The 19,673-nt window shown below is 65.2% G+C and carries 17 protein-coding genes; 12 read left to right on the top strand and 5 right to left on the bottom strand.

Annotation, left to right across the window (positions count from 1 at the left end; all coding sequences use genetic code 11):
- Positions 1-132 precede the first annotated feature (132 nt).
- The 5 genes from U1737_RS10455 (at position 133) to U1737_RS10435 (ending at position 7,155) form a co-directional block, all read left to right on the top strand.
- The gene (locus U1737_RS10455; protein ID WP_248522696.1) at positions 133-1,161 is read left to right on the top strand and encodes a fumarylacetoacetate hydrolase family protein; all 1,029 of its coding nucleotides are present in this window, start codon (positions 133-135) and stop codon (positions 1,159-1,161) included.
- A gap of 233 nt (positions 1,162-1,394) precedes the next feature.
- Positions 1,395-2,684, top strand: coding sequence for a thiamine pyrophosphate-dependent enzyme (locus tag U1737_RS10450; protein WP_332796885.1), 1,290 nt, complete (start codon positions 1,395-1,397; stop codon positions 2,682-2,684).
- A gap of 244 nt (positions 2,685-2,928) precedes the next feature.
- Positions 2,929-3,936 carry an alpha-ketoacid dehydrogenase subunit beta gene (locus tag U1737_RS10445; RefSeq protein ID WP_332796884.1) on the top strand — a complete coding sequence of 336 codons (1,008 nt, stop codon included), beginning with the start codon at positions 2,929-2,931 and terminating at the stop codon, positions 3,934-3,936.
- Positions 3,936-5,315: a dihydrolipoamide acetyltransferase family protein gene (locus tag U1737_RS10440; protein WP_332796739.1), complete on the top strand. Its 1,380-nt coding sequence runs from the start codon at positions 3,936-3,938 to the stop codon at positions 5,313-5,315. Before U1737_RS10445 ends, U1737_RS10440 begins: the two co-directional genes overlap by 1 nt.
- A gap of 253 nt (positions 5,316-5,568) precedes the next feature.
- Positions 5,569-7,155, top strand: coding sequence for a hypothetical protein (locus tag U1737_RS10435; protein WP_332796738.1), 1,587 nt, complete (start codon positions 5,569-5,571; stop codon positions 7,153-7,155).
- Positions 7,156-7,274: 119 nt separating this feature from the next.
- On the opposite strand, the gene U1737_RS10430 is transcribed toward U1737_RS10435, so the two are convergent.
- From U1737_RS10430 to pgi, 4 genes are all read right to left on the bottom strand, one after another.
- The gene (locus U1737_RS10430) at positions 7,275-8,471 is read right to left on the bottom strand and encodes a thiolase family protein (protein ID WP_332796737.1); all 1,197 of its coding nucleotides are present in this window, start codon (positions 8,469-8,471) and stop codon (positions 7,275-7,277) included.
- 72 nt (positions 8,472-8,543) lie between these two features.
- Entirely contained in the window at positions 8,544-9,899 is a 1,356-nt protein-coding gene (gene gorA, locus U1737_RS10425) for a glutathione-disulfide reductase (RefSeq protein WP_443027118.1), read from the bottom strand.
- Positions 9,900-10,005: 106 nt separating this feature from the next.
- Entirely contained in the window at positions 10,006-10,332 is a 327-nt protein-coding gene (locus U1737_RS10420; protein WP_332796735.1) for a DUF4174 domain-containing protein, read from the bottom strand.
- Between the two features lie 341 nt (positions 10,333-10,673).
- On the bottom strand, positions 10,674-12,176 hold the full coding sequence (gene pgi, locus U1737_RS10415; protein WP_332796734.1) for a glucose-6-phosphate isomerase: 1,503 nt from the start codon (positions 12,174-12,176) through the stop codon (positions 10,674-10,676).
- 125 nt (positions 12,177-12,301) lie between these two features.
- On the opposite strand from pgi, the gene lepB reads away from it, so the two are divergent.
- The 3 genes from lepB to era all read left to right on the top strand — a co-directional run bounded on the left by lepB (position 12,302) and on the right by era (position 14,974).
- Positions 12,302-13,111, top strand: a complete 810-nt coding sequence (gene lepB / locus U1737_RS10410; RefSeq protein WP_443027123.1) for a signal peptidase I — start codon at positions 12,302-12,304, stop codon at positions 13,109-13,111.
- Entirely contained in the window at positions 13,066-13,770 is a 705-nt protein-coding gene (gene rnc, locus U1737_RS10405) for a ribonuclease III (protein WP_443027122.1), read from the top strand. The genes lepB and rnc overlap by 46 nt, the downstream gene beginning before the upstream one ends.
- A gap of 280 nt (positions 13,771-14,050) precedes the next feature.
- A complete protein-coding gene (gene era / locus U1737_RS10400; RefSeq protein ID WP_332796731.1) occupies positions 14,051-14,974 on the top strand; it encodes a GTPase Era in 924 nt (307 codons plus the stop codon).
- A gap of 125 nt (positions 14,975-15,099) precedes the next feature.
- Here the strand turns inward: era and U1737_RS10395 are convergent, their stop codons facing one another.
- The gene (locus tag U1737_RS10395) at positions 15,100-15,804 is read right to left on the bottom strand and encodes an NAD-dependent deacylase (RefSeq protein WP_332796730.1); all 705 of its coding nucleotides are present in this window, start codon (positions 15,802-15,804) and stop codon (positions 15,100-15,102) included.
- Between the two features lie 127 nt (positions 15,805-15,931).
- Between U1737_RS10395 and U1737_RS10390 the strand changes: the two genes are divergently transcribed.
- The 4 genes from U1737_RS10390 (at position 15,932) to U1737_RS10375 (ending at position 19,138) form a co-directional block, all read left to right on the top strand.
- Positions 15,932-16,267, top strand: coding sequence for a hypothetical protein (locus U1737_RS10390; protein ID WP_332796729.1), 336 nt, complete (start codon positions 15,932-15,934; stop codon positions 16,265-16,267).
- A 108-nt stretch (positions 16,268-16,375) separates the two neighbouring features.
- Positions 16,376-17,893 (top strand): fumarate hydratase, encoded by a 1,518-nt coding sequence (locus U1737_RS10385; protein WP_332796728.1) that lies wholly within the window; start codon positions 16,376-16,378, stop codon positions 17,891-17,893.
- Positions 17,890-18,474, top strand: coding sequence for a hypothetical protein (locus U1737_RS10380; protein WP_332796727.1), 585 nt, complete (start codon positions 17,890-17,892; stop codon positions 18,472-18,474). The genes U1737_RS10385 and U1737_RS10380 overlap by 4 nt, the downstream gene beginning before the upstream one ends.
- A gap of 157 nt (positions 18,475-18,631) precedes the next feature.
- Complete coding sequence (locus U1737_RS10375; RefSeq protein ID WP_332796726.1) at positions 18,632-19,138, top strand: DUF2501 domain-containing protein; 507 nt, start codon at positions 18,632-18,634, stop codon at positions 19,136-19,138.
- The last annotated feature ends 535 nt before the right edge of the window (positions 19,139-19,673 follow it).

The following is a 19,673-nucleotide window of genomic DNA, read 5'->3' as shown; positions in this document are numbered from 1 at the left end:
TTACGCAAGCTCGACAATAACAGGCCGTCAATCGCTCCGCTCTTACCAAAATCAGTTTCTGTGCACGGTGCATGCTCGACTTGAACTGCGTCGCGAGCGTAGGATGCGTGCAAACAATAGAGGATCAGCCGCATGAAACTGGCCAGCCTGAAGCATCCCGATGCCATCAAGGGACGAGAGCGCGGACGAGACGGCAAGCTCGTCGTCGTCTCGAACGATCTCGCATGGTATGCCGATGCGAGCCATATCGCGCCGACGTTGCAGGCCGCGCTCGACGACTGGGATCGGCTGTCGCTCGATCTCAGGAACCTGTCGACCGATCTCGAACACGAGATGATCCCGATGCGGCGCTTTCACGAGCATGACGCCGAGTCGCCGCTTCCGCGTGCGTATCAATGGGCCGACGGTTCGGCGTATGTGAATCACGTCGCGCTGGTCCGGCAGGCGCGTGCGGCGGAGATGCCCGACAGCTTCTGGCACGATCCGCTGATGTATCAGGGCGGCTCGGACGGTTTCCTTGGGCCCCGCGATCCGATCCCGCTCGGCGACGAGGCGTGGGGCTGCGACATGGAGGGCGAGGTCGTCGTCGTGACGGGCGACGTGCCGATGGGCGCGACTCGTGACGAGGCGCTCGCGGCGATCCTGCTCGTCGGGCTGACCAACGACGTTAGCCTGCGCAACCTGATCCCCGGCGAACTCGGCAAGGGCTTCGGTTTCTTCCAGTCGAAGCCGGCGAGTGCCTTTTCGCCGGTGTTCGTGACCCCCGACGCGCTCGGCGACTGGTGGCAGGACGGCAAGCTGCACCGAAAACTGATGGTCGATCTCAATGGCCAGCCGCTCGGTCGCGCGGAAGCCGGGGAGGATATGACGTTCGATTTCGGCACGCTGGTCGCGCACGCGGCCAAGACGCGGAAACTCGGCGCAGGCACGATCGTCGGCTCGGGCACCGTCTCGAACCGCGGCCCCGATGGCGGCCCCGGCAAGTCGATCGGCGAGGGCGGCGTCGGCTATTCCTGCCTCGCCGAAGTCCGCACGATCGAGACGATCCAGGGCGGCAAACCGATCACGCCGTTCCTCAAAAAGGGCGACGTCGTGCGAATTTGGGCGGAGGACGACAAGCGCCACCCGATCTTCGGCGTGATTGAACAGACCGTTGAATAGATAGCCCGCTCCTCCTTGTTTCCCCGCGAAGGCGGGGACCCAGTCTGGGCTCCCGCCTTCGCGGGAGAACAAGGAGTTGGCGGAATGGCCTGCGTAAGTGTTTCGGCCGGCCCGTAATTTCCACCCGGCCATCGTAAGCCCGAAAATCCCCTCGCAATCGCCGTTGAAATTTAATAACACGCTTCGGTAAGAGTGTTCCGCGGTCACAGCGGCCTCATGGAGATGGAATGACGATGGCAAGTGAGCATCCGCGCGCCAATTTGCAACCGCTCACGTTGCATATCCCCGAGCCGAAGTTCCGCCCCGGCGACGCGGTGGACTTCGCCGAAGTCGACGTGCCGCCCGCCGGCGAGGCGCGCCGCCCCGACACTGCGGACAAGGCGTCCGACTTCATCGATCTCGCCTATACGTTGGTCCGCGTGCTCGATGACGACGGCAACGCGGTCGGACCCTGGGATCCCAAGCTCTCGCCCGACGTGATGCGTCGGATGTTGCGCAGCATGGCGCTGCTCCGCGCGTTCGACGAGCGCATGTTCCGCGCCCAACGCCAGGGCAAGACCAGCTTCTACATGAAGGCGCTCGGCGAGGAGGCGGTCGCGGTCGCGGCGGCGTATGCGCTCGATTACGAGGACATGTGCTTCCCCTCGTACCGCCAGCAGGGTCTGCTGGTCGCACGGGGCTGGAGCCTCGTCGACATGATGAACCAGATCTATTCGAACACGGCGGACAGGCTGGGCGGCAAGCAGCTGCCGATCATGTATTCGGTCAAGGAAGCCGGGTTCTTCTCGATCTCGGGCAACCTCACGACGCAGTACCCGCAGGCCGTCGGCTGGGCGATGGCGTCCGCGGCCAAGGGTGATACGCGGATCGCCGCTACATGGTGTGGCGAGGGCTCGACTGCGGAGGGCGACTTCCACTCCGCCTGCACCTTCGCCGCGGTGTACCGCGCGCCGGTGATCTTCAACGTCGTCAACAACCAGTGGGCGATCTCGAGCTTCTCCGGGTTCGCCGGCGCCGAAGCGACGACCTTCGCCGCCCGTGCGGTCGGCTACGGCATCGCCGGCTTGCGGGTCGACGGCAACGACGCGCTCGCGGTCTACGCCGCGACCGAATGGGCCGCCGAGCGCGCCCGCACCAACCAGGGCCCGACGCTGATCGAGCACTTCACCTACCGCGCGGAAGGCCATTCGACCTCGGACGATCCCGGCCAGTATCGCAGCGAAGGCGAACCCAATGCCTGGCCGCTCGGCGATCCGATCAAGCGCCTGAAGGATCACCTGATCGCGATCGGCGAATGGGACGACGAGCGCCACGCCGCGCAGGACAAGGAACTCGCCGAGCAGGTCAAGGCGGCGCAGAAGGAAGCCGAGAAGAATGGCATCCTCGGCCACGGCCTCCACCAGCCACTCGAATCGCTGTTCGACGGCGTGTTCGAGGAACTGCCTTGGCATCTGAAGGAGCAACGCCAGCAGATGCTCGACGAGGAATCCGCGAGCGGCCGCCCATGGGATATCAAGGCGTGAGCGCGTTGATGTCCACGACGTGTGCCTGCCCGCTCCCCCGCGTCGCTCCACCCTCATCCGTCATCCCAGCGAAAGCTGGGATATCCCGGTTATCGAGCGTGCCCTCGCGGCATGAGACCCCAGCCGTCGCTGGGGTGACGAAGGTGATTGTATGAGCGACGTGACAGAAGCACGTGGGTTGGACGCAACCGAGGCAGCGGAAGCGGCCTCGTCGAGCCACGCAGATACCGGACCCACTACCCGCATGAACATGATCCAGGCGATCAACTCCGCCATGGACATCATGATGGAGCGCGACCCGGACGTGATCGTCATGGGCGAGGACGTCGGCTATTTCGGCGGCGTGTTCCGCGCGACCGCCGGGCTCCAGGCGAAGCACGGCAAGACCCGCGTGTTCGACACCCCGATCACCGAATGCGGGATCATCGGCGTCGCAGTCGGCATGGGCGCGTACGGCCTGCGTCCCGTCCCCGAGATCCAGTTCGCGGACTATATCTACCCCGCGCTCGACCAGCTCGTGTCCGAAGCCGCGCGTCTCCGCTACCGCTCCGCCGGCGAGTTCACCTCGCCGATCACGGTGCGCTCGCCGTTCGGCGGCGGCATCTTTGGCGGCCAGACGCACAGCCAGTCGCCGGAGGGGCTCTTCACCCACATGTCGGGCATCAAGACGGTGATCCCGTCGACGCCCTACGACGCCAAGGGCCTGCTGATCGCCGCGATTGAGGACAATGATCCGACGCTCTTCTTCGAGCCCAAGCGCATCTACAACGGCCCGTTCGATGGCTATTGGGATCGCCCCTCGCAGAACTGGTCGAAGCACCCCGCCGGCGAAGTCCCGACCGGCTATTACAAGATCGAGCTCGGCAAGGCGAAGATCGTCCGCGCGGGCGAGGCGCTCACGATCCTCGCTTACGGCACGATGGTGCATGTCTGCACGGCCGTGGTCGCCGAGGCAGGGATCGACGCCGAGATCATCGACCTGCGCACGCTCGTGCCGCTCGATATCGAGACGATCGAGGCATCGGTGAAGAAGACCGGGCGCTGCATGATCGTCCACGAGGCGACTCGCACCAGCGGCTTCGGCGCGGAGCTGTCGGCGATCGTCCAGGAACGCTGTTTCTACCATCTCGAGGCGCCGATCGAGCGCGTGACCGGGTTCGACACGCCGTACCCGCACAGCCTCGAATGGGCGTATTTCCCAGGGCCGGTCCGCATCGGCGAAGCCCTGAAAAAGATCATGAAGGACGCATAATGGCCCGCTTCACCTTCAAGCTGCCGGACATCGGCGAAGGCATTTCCGAAGCCGAGATCGTCGCATGGCACGTCGCCATCGGCGACCGCGTCGAGGAGGATTCGCCGATCGCCGACATGATGACCGACAAGGCCACCGTCGAGATGGAGTCGCCGGTGACCGGCGTGGTCGTCGAACTCGCGGGCGAAGTCGGCGACCAGGTGTCGATCGGCGCCGCGCTGGTGGTGATCGAGACTGACGCGGTGGATGTTGCTGACGAAGTCGTCGCTGCCCCGCAGACGTCGGCGCAGGCCGAAACCGCCGAGCAGTATGAGGCGGAGAACCCAGGCGTCGAAGAGGTGGTTGAGGCAACTCCCTCTCCCCTCCGGGGAGAGGGTCGGGGTGAGGGGCAGCCCCAGGCGGAAACGCCGGCAACTGCTCCAGCCCCTCACCCCAGCCCTCTCCCCGCAGGGGAGAGGGAGCAGAAGGCGCATGCCGTTCCTGCGGCTGAGACCGAGCAGAAGTCTCACGCGCTAGCGTCTCCCGCAGTCCGCGCCCGCGCCCGCGACCTCGGCATCGACCTCGCCTCGGTCAAAACCGACTCCGACCGCGTCCGCCACGCCGACCTAGACGCCTACCTTCGCTACGGCTCAGGCGAAGGCTATCACCCCCCGCACGCCAGCCGCGACCGCGAAGACCAGCCCATCAAGGTCATAGGCATGCGTCGTCGCATCGCCGAGAACATGGCCGCATCCAAGCGCGCGATCCCGCACTTCACTTATGTCGACGAGATCGACGTCACCGCCCTCGAAGCGATGCGCGCCGACCTCAACGCCAATCGCGGCGGCCGCCCCAAGCTTACCATGCTGCCGTTGATGATCGTCGCGATCTGCAAGACGATCCCCGACTTCCCGATGCTCAACGCGCGCTACGATGACGAGGCGGGCGTGGTGACGCGGCACGGCAGCATCCACCTCGGCATGGCCGCGCAGACCGACGCAGGGCTTACCGTCCCCGTGATCCGCAACGCACAGGACCGCAACGTCTGGCAGCTCGCGACCGAGATCACGCGGCTCGCCGAAGCAGCCCGCGCCGGCAAGCTCGCCCCCAGCGAAATGGGCGGCGGCACGATCACGGTAACCTCGCTCGGCCCCCTCGGCGGCATCGCGACCACCCCAGTCATCAACCGCCCCGAGGTCGCGATCATCGGCCCCAATAAGATCGTCGAACGCCCCGTCTTCCGCGATAATGGAAGAGGGGGCGACGAAGTCGTCCGTGCGAAACTGATGAACCTGTCGATCAGCTGCGACCACCGTGTCGTCGACGGCTGGGACGCGGCCAGCTTCGTCCAGGGCCTCAAGAAATATCTGGAAACCCCCGTCCTCCTCTTCGCCGACTGAGCGACGGCCAACTGAAATACCGAAGCGATCATGCCGTTGGCCACGATCGCTTCGGTTACCGTCGATCCGGACCATTCTGAGGTTAACCGCAACCGTCTCGGACGCAGACGGGCGTGACGCACGGAACCTCGAGCGCATACTCGCAGGGCAAGCCTAGCTCCATTCAGTCAGGACTCTGTCGCTGATCGCCTCGCCGTAATGTCGGGAGGTGGTCGGTGTGTGCCCGTGCGTATCCTCAGACAGGAGACCCGAGATGACCGAACGACGCCAATCGCCCATGGCCCTGAAAGCCGGTGGCCGCGCATCATCGCTCTATGCGGCCGAAGGATTCGACGATGCCAATGGCCAGGCAGAGCTTGCCGCCAGCTATATCACGCAGTTGCGCGAACAGGCGGCAACCGTATTGGGCAGCACGGTCGCCGCGACGCTCGTGCCGGTTGAGTATAACGGCGATTTCAACTGGTCGTGGACCGACGGGATCAACGTCAACCAGTTGACCTATAATTATATCTCGGGGGCGGTGACGCCGAGCGAGACGCAGGCGGATACGGTTCAGATCGCCGGACAGGGCACGCTGGCGCTGATGTATCAGCAACTGGTCAACGGTATCGCCTGGCAGTTCAGTGCGGCCGATAACGCCGTGCAGCAAACGGCCATGACGAACAGTCAGACCCAGGCGACCTCGGTCGTTACCGCTTATATCGGCGTCTATGGTGCCCCGACCGCGGCGCAGATGACGGCGGCGCAGGCGATCAACCCGTATATCACGCAGCCGATCGACTATATCGTGCTGTATGCCGCCGGTATCCAATGGGCCGGTATCGCGAAGGGCCTGCCGGGGCTTTCCCTGACGACGATGCAGGGCGCGGCCAATCTGCGCTTGTTGTTGCAATACGCGCCGCCAAGCGCACAGCCGGTTATCCAGGCGATCGTCGCCTATCTCAATGCGCTGGGAGGTGCCGTTCGACTGTTCGATATGCAGTCGCTCGGCAATTATACGCTGCAGCAGATCAAGAACAACCTGACGCCCAACACCACAAATGGCGGCATCTCGCTATTCAACCCGCCCAGCGCCGGACCGGCGCTCGGCTATTCGAGCAATATGACGACGAGCGCGATCCTTCAGGATCTCAACAACGTCAGTCAGAAAGCCACGCTGTCGTTCACGGCGCAGAAGACGCAGAGCAGTTCGTACAACGTCGCGTTCCAGGGTTCTGCGGGGTTGAGCTTTGGCGGCGCCTTGCTCAACATCAGCGCAGGCACTTCGTTCAAGGGCGACGTCGCGGCCCAGCAGGGGTCTGGCTCGTCCATGACGATAACCATGGTCTATCCCGGGGTGACGATCATTCCGTTCTTTCCGACCGGTTATCAGGGAACGGCGGTGCCGACGACCGGCTGGTTCTACGAGCCGATCTTGAACCAGGCCTGGAGCAATCTTCAGGCCGGCTCTGCTGCGGCGGAATCGGGTTTCACGTTCGTGAATGCGATACCCGGCGGGATCACGCTCGGCGCCGACGGGCTCGCCTATATCAAGGCACTCGTCGTGTCGGGCTATCCTACGATCACCGTCGACTTCGCCCAAGGAGAGTATGCCAGCTTCTCGTCCTGGCTATCGACGCATACCAGCGTCTCCGTCAGTCTGTTCGGGTTTATCCCGCTGGGCGGGTCGAGCGTCGATACCTACACGGCCAGTGCGTCGCAATCGTCGTCGGGCACGGGCTTTTCGCTGACCTTGACGCCGCCTGCCGCAGGATCGCAGGGGCAGACTATTCCGGTTGCAAACCAGACGGTGCCGGTTTTGGCAGCGCAGACGTTCCCACTGGGCGTTTCGCAAGCTTGAGCGGAACCTGAATCCGTGTGCGGGGTGGCGACAGATCGTTCGTCACCCCGCATATTGTGCCGTGAAACAGCGGCAGCCGATCGTGGCGGCCGGTTTGGGTTCTCGACGGAGTTCGGGGTTCAGACGATCTCGAACAACCCCGCGGCGCCCATCCCGCCGGCCGTGCACATCGACACCACCACATAACGCACGCCGCGCTTGCGCCCCTCGATCAGCGCATGCCCGACCAGCCGCGATCCGGTCATGCCAAAGGGATGCCCGACGGCGATCGCGCCGCCATTGACGTTATACTTCTCCGGATCGATCCCGAGAAAATCGCGGCAATACAGGCATTGCGACGCAAACGCCTCGTTCAGCTCCCAAAGCCCGATATCGCCTACCGACAGGCCTGCACGCTCGAGCAGCTTCGGGATGGCGAACACGGGACCGATCCCCATTTCCGCCGGACTGCACCCCGCCGCCTGGAACCCGCGATAGATGCCGATGATGTCCTTGCCCTCGGCCTCCGCGGTCCTGCGGTCCATCAGCAACTGCGCCGACGCGCCGTCCGACAACTGGCTCGCATTGCCCGCGGTGACGCTCGACCCCGGGCCGGAGAATTCGCCGCCCGGCCACACCGTCTTCAAGCCCCGCAGACCCTCCAGCGTCGTGCCCGCGCGAATGCCCTCGTCCTGCGACAGTGTGACGCTCTCGATCCCGGCATGCGCGCCCTGCTTGTCGTAGAGCGCCTTCTCGACCGTGATCGGCACGATCTCCTCGGCAAACGCGCCGCTTGCGAGGCCGGCGGCGGCACGCTGCTGGCTCATCGCCGCATATGCGTCCTGCGCCTCGCGGCTGATCCCGTATTTCTCCGCAACGATTTCCGCGGTCTCGATCATCGGGATATACGCTGCCGGCTCCTTCGCCACGACGCTCGCATTGACGTAGCGCGGCGCGTCCTTCGTGACAGTGTAGCTGATCGACTCCATCCCGCCCGCCAGCGCGACGTCCGCCTCGTCGCAGATGATCGTCCGCGCCGCGAGCGCCACCGCGGTCAGCCCCGATCCGCACTTCCGATCGAGCGTGAACGCCGGTACCGACTCGGGCAGCCCACCCGCGAAGATCGCCATGCGTCCTGCGTTGCCACCTTGCGTGCCCCATTGGTTGCCGACGCCCCAGAACACTTCGTCGATGCGCGCGGGATCGATCCCCGCACGCTCGACCACCGCGTTCATCACATGCCCCGCCAGCACCGGTGCTTCGGTCGCATTGAACGCGCCGCGATACGCCTTGCCGATAGCGGTACGGGCGGTCGAGACGATGGCGGCTTCACGCATGCTGGAACCTTTCGAGGATCGGGTATGCGCCCGATCTACCGCGTCGATCCCGCAACGCAAAGCCCGAAGGTCTTACCTCATCAGTACGAGTTCTTCGGCCATGGTCGGATGCAGCGCGACGGTCGCGTCGAAATCGGCCTTGGTCAGCCCAGCCTTCACCGCCACCGCCGCCGATTGCAGGATTTCGGGGCAGTCCGGCCCGATCATGTGGATGCCCACCACCCGGTCGGTCTCGCCGTCGCAGATCATCTTGTAGAGCGAACGCTCGTTGCGGCCGGCCAGTACGTTCTTCATCGGGCGGAAGTCGGACGTGTAGACCTTCACCGAGCCGAGCGCCTGCTTGGCCTGCGACTCGGTCATGCCGACGCCGGCCATCGGCGGGTGGCTGAACACCGCGGCGGGGACGTTGGCGTAATCGACCCGCGTGGGCTTGTTGCCAAAGAAAGTGTCGGCGAATGCCTGTCCTTCGCGGATCGCGACCGGAGTCAGCTGGATCCGGTTGGTGACGTCGCCGACCGCAAAGATCGAGTCGCAGCTCGACCGGTTGTCCTCGTCGACGATCACCGCGCCCGCCGCGTCCATCTCGACACCCGCGGTTTCGAGGCCCAGCCCCTTGGTGTTCGGCAGGCGCCCGGTCGCGAACATCACGAGGTCGACGGTGATCGGCTCATGCCCGCTCATACGGACGGTGAGACACCCGTCCGTATCCTTCTCGATGCTTTCGAACGCGGCGTTGAAGCGGAAATCGATGCCCTTGCTCATCGAGATCTGGAGCAGGCGGTCGCGGATCGATTCGTCATAGCCGCGCAGGATCACGTCGGTGCGGTTGACCAAAGTGACGTGCGCCCCGAACTGGTGGAAGATCCCGGCGAACTCGTTGGCGATATAGCCCGCGCCGGCAATCAGCACGCGCTTCGGCACGTCGTCGAGATGGAAGACCTCGTTCGAAGTGATGCCGTGTTCCGAGCCGGGGAACTCGGGGGTCAGCGGATGCGCGCCGACCGCGATCAGGATCTTTGCCGCGGTCTTCACGGTCCCGTCGGCGAGCGTAACTTCGTTGGGCCCGGAGACGACCGCGCGCTGGTGGATGATGTCGACATGGTTGTTCTGCAGCGTGGTCGTGTACGCGCCGTTGATCCGGTCGACCTCCTCCATGACGTTGTCGCGCAACGTCGGCCAGCTGAACGCGCAGTCGTCGGGCACCTGCCAGCCGAACCGCTTGGCATCTTTCAGGTCCTCGGCGAAATGCGCACCATAGATCAGCAGCTTCTTGGGCACGCAGCCCCGGATGACGCAGGTGCCGCCGACGCGGTATTCCTCCGCGACCGCGACGCGTGCGCCGTGCGCAGCGGCAACACGTGAGGCGCGCGTACCGCCCGAGCCTGCACCGATGACGAAGAGGTCATAGTCGAATTGGGTATCGGTCACAGGCAGTCCTTGCAGGTCACGCGCCGCCGAGCGGCTTTGCATGCCATCTGGGGCAGGGCGCGCGACGCCACAACCCCGGCGCGGCGATCACGCTGATCGGTCGGCTCTATCGCTGACCGGCCCTGCGCATCGGCATCGCGTCGATCGTCTGCTCGAGAACGGCGGCGGGGAAGGGCTTCGCGCTGCGCAGTTTCTCGCCCCCGTCCTTGCCGATCAGGATCGCGGTAAAAGGGGAGGGAAGACGGTATTTGCGGCGGATCGAAGCGGCCGTGTCGCCCGCGCCACGAACCCGGTCGCCGATGACTTCGACGATCGTGAGGTCGCGGTCATCGCTGTTAGCCTTCCAGCTCACAAGGATGCGGCGTTGTTCGGCGAGCAAAGTATCTTGCTCGGATGGCGCGGCTACGATCAATACGCGCCGCTCCCACTTCATTTGAGCGAGGGTAGGGGAGGCGGCGAGCGCTACGGCAAGAAGAACGGGGCATCTAAGAGTAACGCGCAACCTTCTGTTGTCTCCCGCGAGCTATTGTTCTCCCGCGAAAGCGGGAGCCCAGGGTCACGAGCGCCGCGCGTGGTATCCTGGCCCCCCGCGTTCGCAAGGGAACAGAAAAAGAGTCACGTTACCCAAACGCCCCCTCCCTTCCTACCACCCCGGCGAAGGCCGGGGCCCAATTGGAAAGGCTCGCGTTCGATGCGTCGCGGTTCACCCAATTGGGCCCCGGCCTACACCGGGGTGGTGGAGTGGGGTGGGGCAGATAGCCCCCACCCCAGAAATCACCCAAACGCGCGCTTGATCAGATCGTCCGTCGAAGGATCGAACGTCTGCCCGCCCTTCTCCGCAGCCTTCTCCGCAGCCTTCGCCATTTCCTTCCCCAGTTCCACCCCGAACTGGTCGAACGAATTAATCCCCAGCAGCACGCCGTTCACGAACACCCGGTGCTCGTAAAACGCGATCAGCGCCCCCAGAGTCCGTGCATCCAGATCGTCGAGCAGCAGCGTCGACGACGGCCGATCGCCCGAATAACTGCGCGCCGGGTCCTCGACCTGCTTGCCCGCCATCAACGCCGCCCCCTGCGCGAACGCATTCAGCAACAGCGCACGGTGATGCTCGTCGGGCAGCGTATCGCCCGGCTCGATCGACGCGACGAACTCGACCGGCACCAGATGCGTGCCCTGATGCAGCAACTGGAACACCGCGTGCTGCGCCTCGGTGCCGACCCCACCCCAGGTGATCGCCGCCGACGGCCGTCCAAGCGGCTCGCCGTCCGCGGTCACCGACTTGCCGTTCGACTCCATCTCCAGCTGCTGGAGATAGCTCGGCAGCAACCGCAACCGCTCGTCATACGCGAACGTCGCGCGCGTCTCTGCCCCGCGAACCTGCGTGTAATACAGGTCGGCGAAGGCCGCGAGCGCGGGCGCGTTCTCATGCAGCGCGGCGAGGCGGAAGTGGCGATCCATCTCGGCCGCGCCCTCCAGCAGTTCCTCGAACCGGTCCCAGCCAAGCCCGATCGCCGCCGGGAATCCGATCGTCGACCACAGCGAATACCGCCCGCCGACGCTCTCCGCGAACGGCAGGATGCGCGTCTCGTCGACGCCCCATTCCATCGCCTTCTCGGGCGCCGCGGTCAGCGCGATCACGCGCCCGTAAGGATCCTCGACATTATGCTCGGTCATCCATTGCAGGACGCTTTCGGCGTTCATCAGAGTCTCGGTCGTGGTGAAGGTCTTCGACGCGACCACCAGCAACGTCGCCGCCGGATCGAACTTCGCGAACATGTCCTCCAGCGCGACGCCGTCGACATTGGCGACGATGCCGACGTCGTAGCGCTTGTCGTCACGCCCCAGCGCATCGACCAGCAATTGCGGCCCCAGCGCCGATCCGCCGATCCCGACGTGCAGGATATGCCGGACCGGACCCAGCGCATCCGCCTCGATCGCATCGATCAGCGTCCGCATCCGCGCGTGGCTTGCCTGCGCGATCGCGACGCTCTCGGGCTTGCCCTCGCCGCGCTCGGCGGTGTGCTCGACCGCGCGGCCCTCGGTGACATTGACGATCTCGCCCGAGAACATCGCCTGGCGCTTGCCCGCGAGGTCCTGCGCCTTCGCCATCTCTTCGAACGCGGTGACCATGTCCGTCGTCAGATGCGTCTTCGACCAGTCGAAATGGATGCCCGCGACGTCGAGGCTCAGCTTGGAGAGGCGCTCCGAATCCTGCGCGAACAGGTCGGTCAGCTTGGTGGCGGGCAGGGCTTCGATCTTGGACCAGTCGGCGGTCATGCTACTTCTCCGAATAGACGTGCGCGCCGTTCATGCTGCAAGCGCGAGACCGCGACAACGCTCTTTCGGTGACAGGTATCCCGCATACGCTTGACGACGCGCGCCGTCTGCGCAAACCCGCGCGCATGGCAAATGACGTGAAGACGAAACCCAAGCGGTCTGAAACGAGCGAGACCTTTCGCTTCCTGCTGAAGCTCGCGCTGGTCGTGCTGATCCTGCGCAGCTTCATCTTCGCGCCGTTCAGCATCCCCTCCGAGTCGATGCTGCCCCGGCTCCTGATCGGCGACTATCTGTTCGTCTCGAAGTGGAACTACGGATACTCGCGCTGGTCGCTGCCCGCCGGCGTGCCGCTGATCCCCGGCCGCATCTTCGGCAGCACGCCGGCGCGCGGCGACGTCGTCGTCTTCCGCGCACCCGAAGTGCTCGACCACGACGTCATCAAGCGCGTCATCGGCCTGCCCGGCGAGACGATCCAGATGCGCCAGGGCATCGTCTACCTCAACGGCAAGGCGATCCCGAAGCAGCGCATCGCCGACTTCACGATCCCGCTCACCGCCAATTTCAACGCCGAGAAATGCGGCGCGCCGTTCGTCGACGTCGTCGCGAACGTGCAAATCTGTCGCTACCCCCGCTTCCGCGAAACGCTGCCGGGCGGCCGCAGCTACGAAGTCCTCGATCAGGCCGAACTCCCCGACCGCGACGACACCGGGCTCTACACGATCCCCGCCGGTCACATTTTCGTGATGGGCGACAACCGCGACGATAGCGGCGACAGCCGCTTCCCCGCGCCGAGCGGCATGGGCTATGTCCCGCTCGAGAATGTCGAGGGCAAGGCGGTCGTCAACTTCTTCTCGACCGACGGCGACGCCGAATGGCTCAAGCCCTGGACCTGGGTCAGCGCCGCCCGCTGGAGCCGCATCGGGGAAGGCTTTTGAGCGACCTCGCCGGCTGGCTGAAGACGCTCTTCGGCCGCACACCGACCAATCTCGCCCCCTATGAGCGCGCGCTGACGCACGGCAGCCAGGCCGCCGCGAACTATGAGCGGCTCGAATTCCTCGGCGACCGCGTCCTCGGCCTGATCATCGCCGAGTGGCTGTACGAACTCTTCGCGACCGACCCCGAGGGCTCGCTGTCGAAGCGTCTCAACGCGCTCGTCACCGGCCCCGTTTGCGCCGACGTTGCCCGCGAACTCGGCGTCCGCGCGCATCTGAAACTCGGCAAGCAGGCGCGCGACGACGGCGCCAGCGACAGCGACAACGTGCTCGGCGACGTGATGGAGGCGCTGATCGGTGCGTGGTATCGGGAAGCCGGCCTCGACGCCGCGCGCGCCTTCGTCCGCGGCGCCTGGGGCGACAGGGTTCAGGCCGGCGCCAAGGCCCCGCAGCACCCCAAGTCCGCGCTCCAGGAATGGGCCGCCGCACACAACCGCAAGCCCCCCGAATACACCGTCGTCGAGCGCTCCGGCCCCGGCCACGCGCCCAAATTCACGATCCTCGTCTCGATCGGCAAGCTCGCCGAAGCGACCGCCACCGGCTCCAGCAAACAGGAAGCCGAAACCGCGGCGGCCAAGGCGCTGCTGGAGAAGCTAGGCTAAGAAGGATTTTTTCGCGCAGAGCCGCAGAGAGCGCGGAGATGGTGCGATCGGGGCAAGGTCGTGCCCGGCAAGACACCGATTATTCGGCGGCGTTTGGTTCAGCGGGTGCGACCCTCATTCCCTTCATCTCTGCGTCCTCTGCGCCTCTGCGCGAACAAACTCTTTCTTCTCGGACTGCGCCCGACGCGCCGGCGAGTGAGGCCGCAGTTCGGCGGGAATGACGCGAGGGCGTTTTGTCTGTATGATCGACCCGAATATCCCGATGCCGAAAAGAGCCTAAGTGACCGAACCTACCACGCCTGAAATCTCCGCCCCCAAGCATTGCGGCCTAGTCGCCATCGTCGGCGCGCCTAACGCGGGCAAGTCGACGCTCGTCAACGCGCTCGTCGGCCAGAAGGTCGCGATCGTCAGCCCCAAGGCGCAGACGACGCGCGCCAAGCTGATGGGCGTCGCCATCGAGGCCGACACGCAGATCCTGCTCGTCGATACCCCCGGCATCTTCGAGCCCAAGCGCCGCTTCGACCGCGCGATGGTCGCCGCCGCCTGGGGTGGCGCGGAAGGCTCCGACATCATCGCACTGGTGGTCGACGCCAAGGGCGGGATCGGCGGTAAGGTCACGACGATCGTCAAGTCGCTGGTCGGTCGCACCGAGCCGATCTGGCTGATCCTCAACAAGGTCGATCTCGCCGACAAGACCAAGCTGCTGATCCACGCCGAGAAACTGAACGCACTGCTCCCCTTCGCGGAGACGTTCTTCATCAGCGCCGGCACCGGCGACGGCCTCGCTCACTTCAAGACCGAGCTCGCCAAGGCGATGCCCGAAGGCCCGTGGCACTACCCCGAGGACCAGGTCTCCGACTCGACCGAGCGCGCGCTGGCGTCCGAGGTCACGCGCGAGCAGCTCTATCTCCAGCTCCACGCGGAACTCCCCTACGCGAGCACGATCGAGACCGAGCAGTATATCGAGCGCCAGGACGGCAGCCTCGAGATCCACCAGCAGATCCTCGTCGAGCGCCCGACGCAGCGCGCGATCGTGCTGGGCAAGGGCGGCGTCCGCATCAAGGAAATCGGCGCCCGCTCACGCATCGAACTCGCCTCGATCACCGGCAAGCCGGTCCACCTGTACCTGCACGTAAAGGTAAAACCCGGCTGGGACGAAGACCGCGAAATCTACCGCGACATGGGCCTGGACTGGGTCGACTGACCCCCCTGACCCTCCCCTGCAAGGGGAGGCGGCTGGCGCAGCCAGACGGAGGGGTGACCCGCTCTCGATACGGCGACACCCCTCCGTCATCCCTTCGGGCTGCCACCTCCCCTTGCAGGGGAGGATCAGACGTCCGACAAAATCCCTTCCACCCAAGCCGGCACCAACACCCCGGCCGCCCCGATCCGCGTCTCTTCGAAGAACACGCTCCCCATCGAAGGATCCAGGTTTAGCTCCAGCGTCCGCGCGCCATGATACGCCGCAGTCTGCACGAACCCCGCCGCCGGATACACCGCCCCCGAAGTCCCCACCGAAACGAAAAGATCCGCCCGCGCCAAAGCCGCCTCGATCCGCTCCATCTGGTACGGCATCTCCCCAAAGAACACGATGTCCGGCCGAAGCGACGCCGAACCGCACGCGCCACACACCGATCCCTCGGGCAAAGCCCCCGTCCAAGCCTCCCGCGCCCCACAAACAGCACACAGCGCCGACAACAGTTCGCCATGCATATGCAGCATCCGCGTCGCGCTAGCCCGCTCATGCAGGTCATCGACATTCTGCGTGACGATCAGCAACTCGCCGTCCCAACCCGCATCCAGCCGCGCCAGCGCCCGGTGTGCAGCATTTGGCTCCACCCCCGTCAGAGCCGCCCGCCGCAAATCGTAAAACCGGTGCACCAACGCGGGATCCGCCGCGAGCGCCTCGGGCGTGCAGACATCCTCGACCCGGTGCCCCTCCCAAAGCCCACCCGGCCCCCGAAACGTCGCGATCCCGCTTTCCGCCGAAATCCCGGCCCCGGTCAGAACCAGGATGTTTTTTATGTCATGCATGACCGCAGCATAGGCAGCCCGGCTCGGGACTGGAAGTGAAGCTCCCAGGGCACACGGGCGCATTGGCGTCGGCGCGATCGTGTGGGAAGACATCGCGTGGGAGAGCAGGCCGATGAGCAGACATAGCGTGAAGTTTCTGTCCCTGTTTGCAGGCGGCATCCTCTACTGGCAGTGCGTATCGCAGATAACCGGCGCAAAGGAGCCCTGGGACGCGGACGGCTATTGGCATGTCTGGTATCCCGTGGCTTTTGGATTGGCGGCGATCAGCGGCACCGCGCTGAGGCGGCGCGGTTGGACCGCGGGCGTCGGTCTTTCGTTGGCCCAACTTCCGGTCATGTGGTGGGATATCGGGACTGCGGCATCCTGGGCGATCGGCTTGGCGATGGCGTGCCTGTTGAGCATCCCTCTCGCAGCGGTGTCTGCGCTGACCGCTTTGTTGGCGGCACGTGCTCGGGCAGCGTGACGCGAGCCGGGCGATCGCCGATCATCCGCCGTGCGCCCGCACCCCGTCTTCATAAATCGCACGATCGCCGCTAAGACGCCTGCAAACCTGTATCCGTAAAGGCGCTGCATGACCGTCATCACCGAAGCCGACCTGATCGAAAGCGTCGCCGACGCACTCCAGTTCATCAGCTACTACCACCCGATGGATTACATCCGCGCGCTCGGCGTCGCGTACGAGGCCGAGAAATCGCCCGCCGCCAAGGATGCGATCGCGCAGATCCTCACCAACAGCCGGATGTGCGCCGAGGGTCACCGTCCGATCTGCCAGGACACCGGCATCGTCACGATCTTCGTGAAATGGGGCCAGGATTGCCGCCTCGACTCGACCCGCAGCTTGCAGGAGGTCGTCGACGAGGGTGTGCGCAAGGCGTATCTCAACCCCGAGAACAAGCTGCGTGCGTCGATCCTCGCCGACCCCGCCTTCACCCGCCGCAATACCAAGGACAACACGCCGAGCGTGATGCATGTCGAGATGGTGCCCGGCAACACCGTCTCGATCGACGTCGCGGCGAAGGGCGGCGGCAGCGAGAACAAGTCCAAGTTCAAGATGATGAACCCGAGCGATTCGATCGTCGACTGGGTGCTCGAAATGATCCCGCAGATGGGCGCCGGCTGGTGCCCGCCCGGCATGCTCGGCATCGGCATCGGTGGCACTGCGGAAAAGTCGATGATCCTCGCCAAGCAGTCGCTGATGGGCTCGATCGACATGGCGCAGCTGAAGGCGCGCGGGCCGAAGAACGACATCGAGGCGCTGCGGATAGAGATCTACGACAAGGTCAACGCGCTCGGCATCGGCGCGCAGGGGCTGGGCGGGCTGTCGACCATCCTCGACGTGAAGATCTTCGACTGGCCGACGCACGCCGCGTCGAAGCCGGTCGCGATGATCCCGAACTGCGCCGCCACGCGCCACGCGCATTTCGTGCTCGACGGCTCGGGCCCGGTGTATCTGGAGGCGCCCAAGCTGGAGGAATGGCCGGATGTGAACTGGACGCCCGACAAGGCCGCGATCCGCGTCGATCTCGACACGCTCACCCCGGAAGTCGTGCAGACCTGGAAGCATGGCGACCGCTTGCTGCTCAACGGCAAGATGCTCACCGGGCGCGATGCGGCGCACAAGCGGATCGCCGACATGCTCGCCAAGGGCGAACCGCTCCCCGTCGATTTCGCCGGTCGCGTGATCTATTATGTCGGGCCGGTCGATCCGGTCGGCGACGAGGTGGTCGGCCCCGCCGGTCCGACGACCGCGACGCGTATGGACAAGTTCACCCGCATGATGCTCGACCAGGGCCTGCTCGCGATGGTCGGCAAGGCCGAGCGCGGCGCCGACGCGACCAAGGCGATCGCCGAACGCAAGTCGGCTTATCTGATGGCGGTCGGCGGCGCCGCCTATCTCGTCGCGCGCGCGATCAAGGGGAGCAAGGTCGTCGGGTTCGAGGATCTCGGGATGGAAGCGATCTACGAGTTCGAGGTCGCCGACTTCCCAGTGACCGTCGCCGTCGATTCCGCAGGCGAGAACGTCCACCAGCTCGCACCGCTGGTCTGGCGCGAGAAGATCGCGCGCGAAAGGTTGCTGACGCCGGCATGACGACGAGGGTTCGCAGAAGGGGGCAGGGGCCCGTCCGGTGGATCGCCTCCGTCCTCCTTCTGCTTGCTGTCGCAATTTTCTACGCGCCACAGCTACTCGCGTTTCCGAACAAGCAGCGGATAGGCACCGTCACCGTCTATGCCGAGCGCCCGATCGATTCGCGGATCGGCAGCGAACTGGCGCGTGCCGAGGGCTTGTTGCGCGCCAGTCCAATCTACACCGGTCCGCTAGAACGATCGCTGTTCCTCACGGCTGGCGGCTGGCGCTGGCGGCTCCTTGCGATCCAGTCGCCCGGAGCCTTCGCGTTCCGCCGGCCCTTCGACTCGGCGATCGTGTTCAATCGCAGCGACATCGGCGCCGACCGCGTGACGAACGGTCGCGCGATCGGCGGCACCCGCACGCTGTCCGGCGTGATCGCGCACGAGACGGCGCACATCATGATCGCCAACCACCTCGGCGAACTGCGCAGCGCGATGCTGCCGACCTGGCAGTCCGAGGGATATGCGGATCATGTTGCGCGCGAGAGCAGCCTGACGGACGCGGATGCTGAAAGTCTTCGCACGACCGGCCCGGGCGCATAGTCCCTCGTATATTACGACGCTCGTCGAAGGGTCGAGGCGTCATTGCGAGCCAATGGCGGATCGGTCGACGCGTTGTTCGCCGGTCGCTGAGCGAACCTTTTCGGAACGCACCTTGGCCAGTCCCGTTGGTGACATAACCCTATCGGAGCACCCTATCATGCCCAAGACCGCAATCGCCCTCGTGGCCGCCCTAGCCCTCGCGACCCCCGCATCGGCGCAGTCCAGCGCACCGCAATCGGCGTCGACGCAAAATGGTCTCGGCGGACTTGGTGGGCTAGGCGACCTCGGCGGACTCGGTGGCTTGCTCGGTGGTGCGCTGCCGAGCGTGGGATCGATCGGTGCCGGCAATGCCGCTGGCCTGCTCGGCTATTGCCTGAAGAACAATCTGCTCGGGCAGGGTGGAGCGCTCGGCGCACTGACGGGTGGACGGAATGCCGCGGCACGAGCGGGCGGCTCGACGAATGCGCCGGCCACTGGCGCGCAGTCGATCCTCCAGCGTCTGACCGGGCGGCAGGGCGTGCGAACGTCGCCTGGCTACGCGGCGGGACAAGAAGGCGAGGTGCAGGCGCCGAACGGTCAGGCGTTCTCGCTCGACGACCTTGGCGGCCAGGTGAAGACGCGGATGTGCAGCATCGTGCTCAACCGGGCGAAGACGTTCCTGTAAAAGGGGCAATCGCGGGCTAAGGGTGGCCGGGGCGCAACGTACGCGGCAGCCGGAGCTGGGGGCATAAGCCAGTCCCTCAGTCGTGCCCGTTCCGTCGTCCCATATCTCACGTCATCCTGACGAAAGTCAGGACCCAGAGTATTGGGTTACTACCCTATGGGATCCTGGGTCCTGACTTTCGTCAGGATGACGATGTGGGCGTGGGGACGTTTCCGCGTCTTCCGCTGCTTCAGCGTTAGCTCAATGCGCGCTCTAATTTCGGGTTCTCACCGTTAAGGCAGAACACAAGTGGTGACGGGTGCGCCGCAGGCGTTGGTCACCCGCTCAGCCTGCGCCTGCCAATATCGTCAGCTAGGAAAAGGCGGGGTGGCTTCGACGACGGCGAACGTCGTTGGTTCCCGCAACATTGTCGTAAATGGCAGTTGGATCGATCACCGCAACCAAGCACACCCGCACAAATGAAAAGAGGCTGCCGGATCGTCTCCCGACGACCCGACAACCTCCTGACATGGTCAGCGGCCGGAGAGCTCCAGCC

This window comes from Sphingomonas fucosidasi (genome assembly GCF_036663855.1).
GTDB lineage: Bacteria > Pseudomonadota > Alphaproteobacteria > Sphingomonadales > Sphingomonadaceae > Sphingomonas > Sphingomonas faeni_B.
Note: the sequence above shows the minus strand (reverse complement) of the source record. Positions and strands in the feature narration are given on the sequence as shown.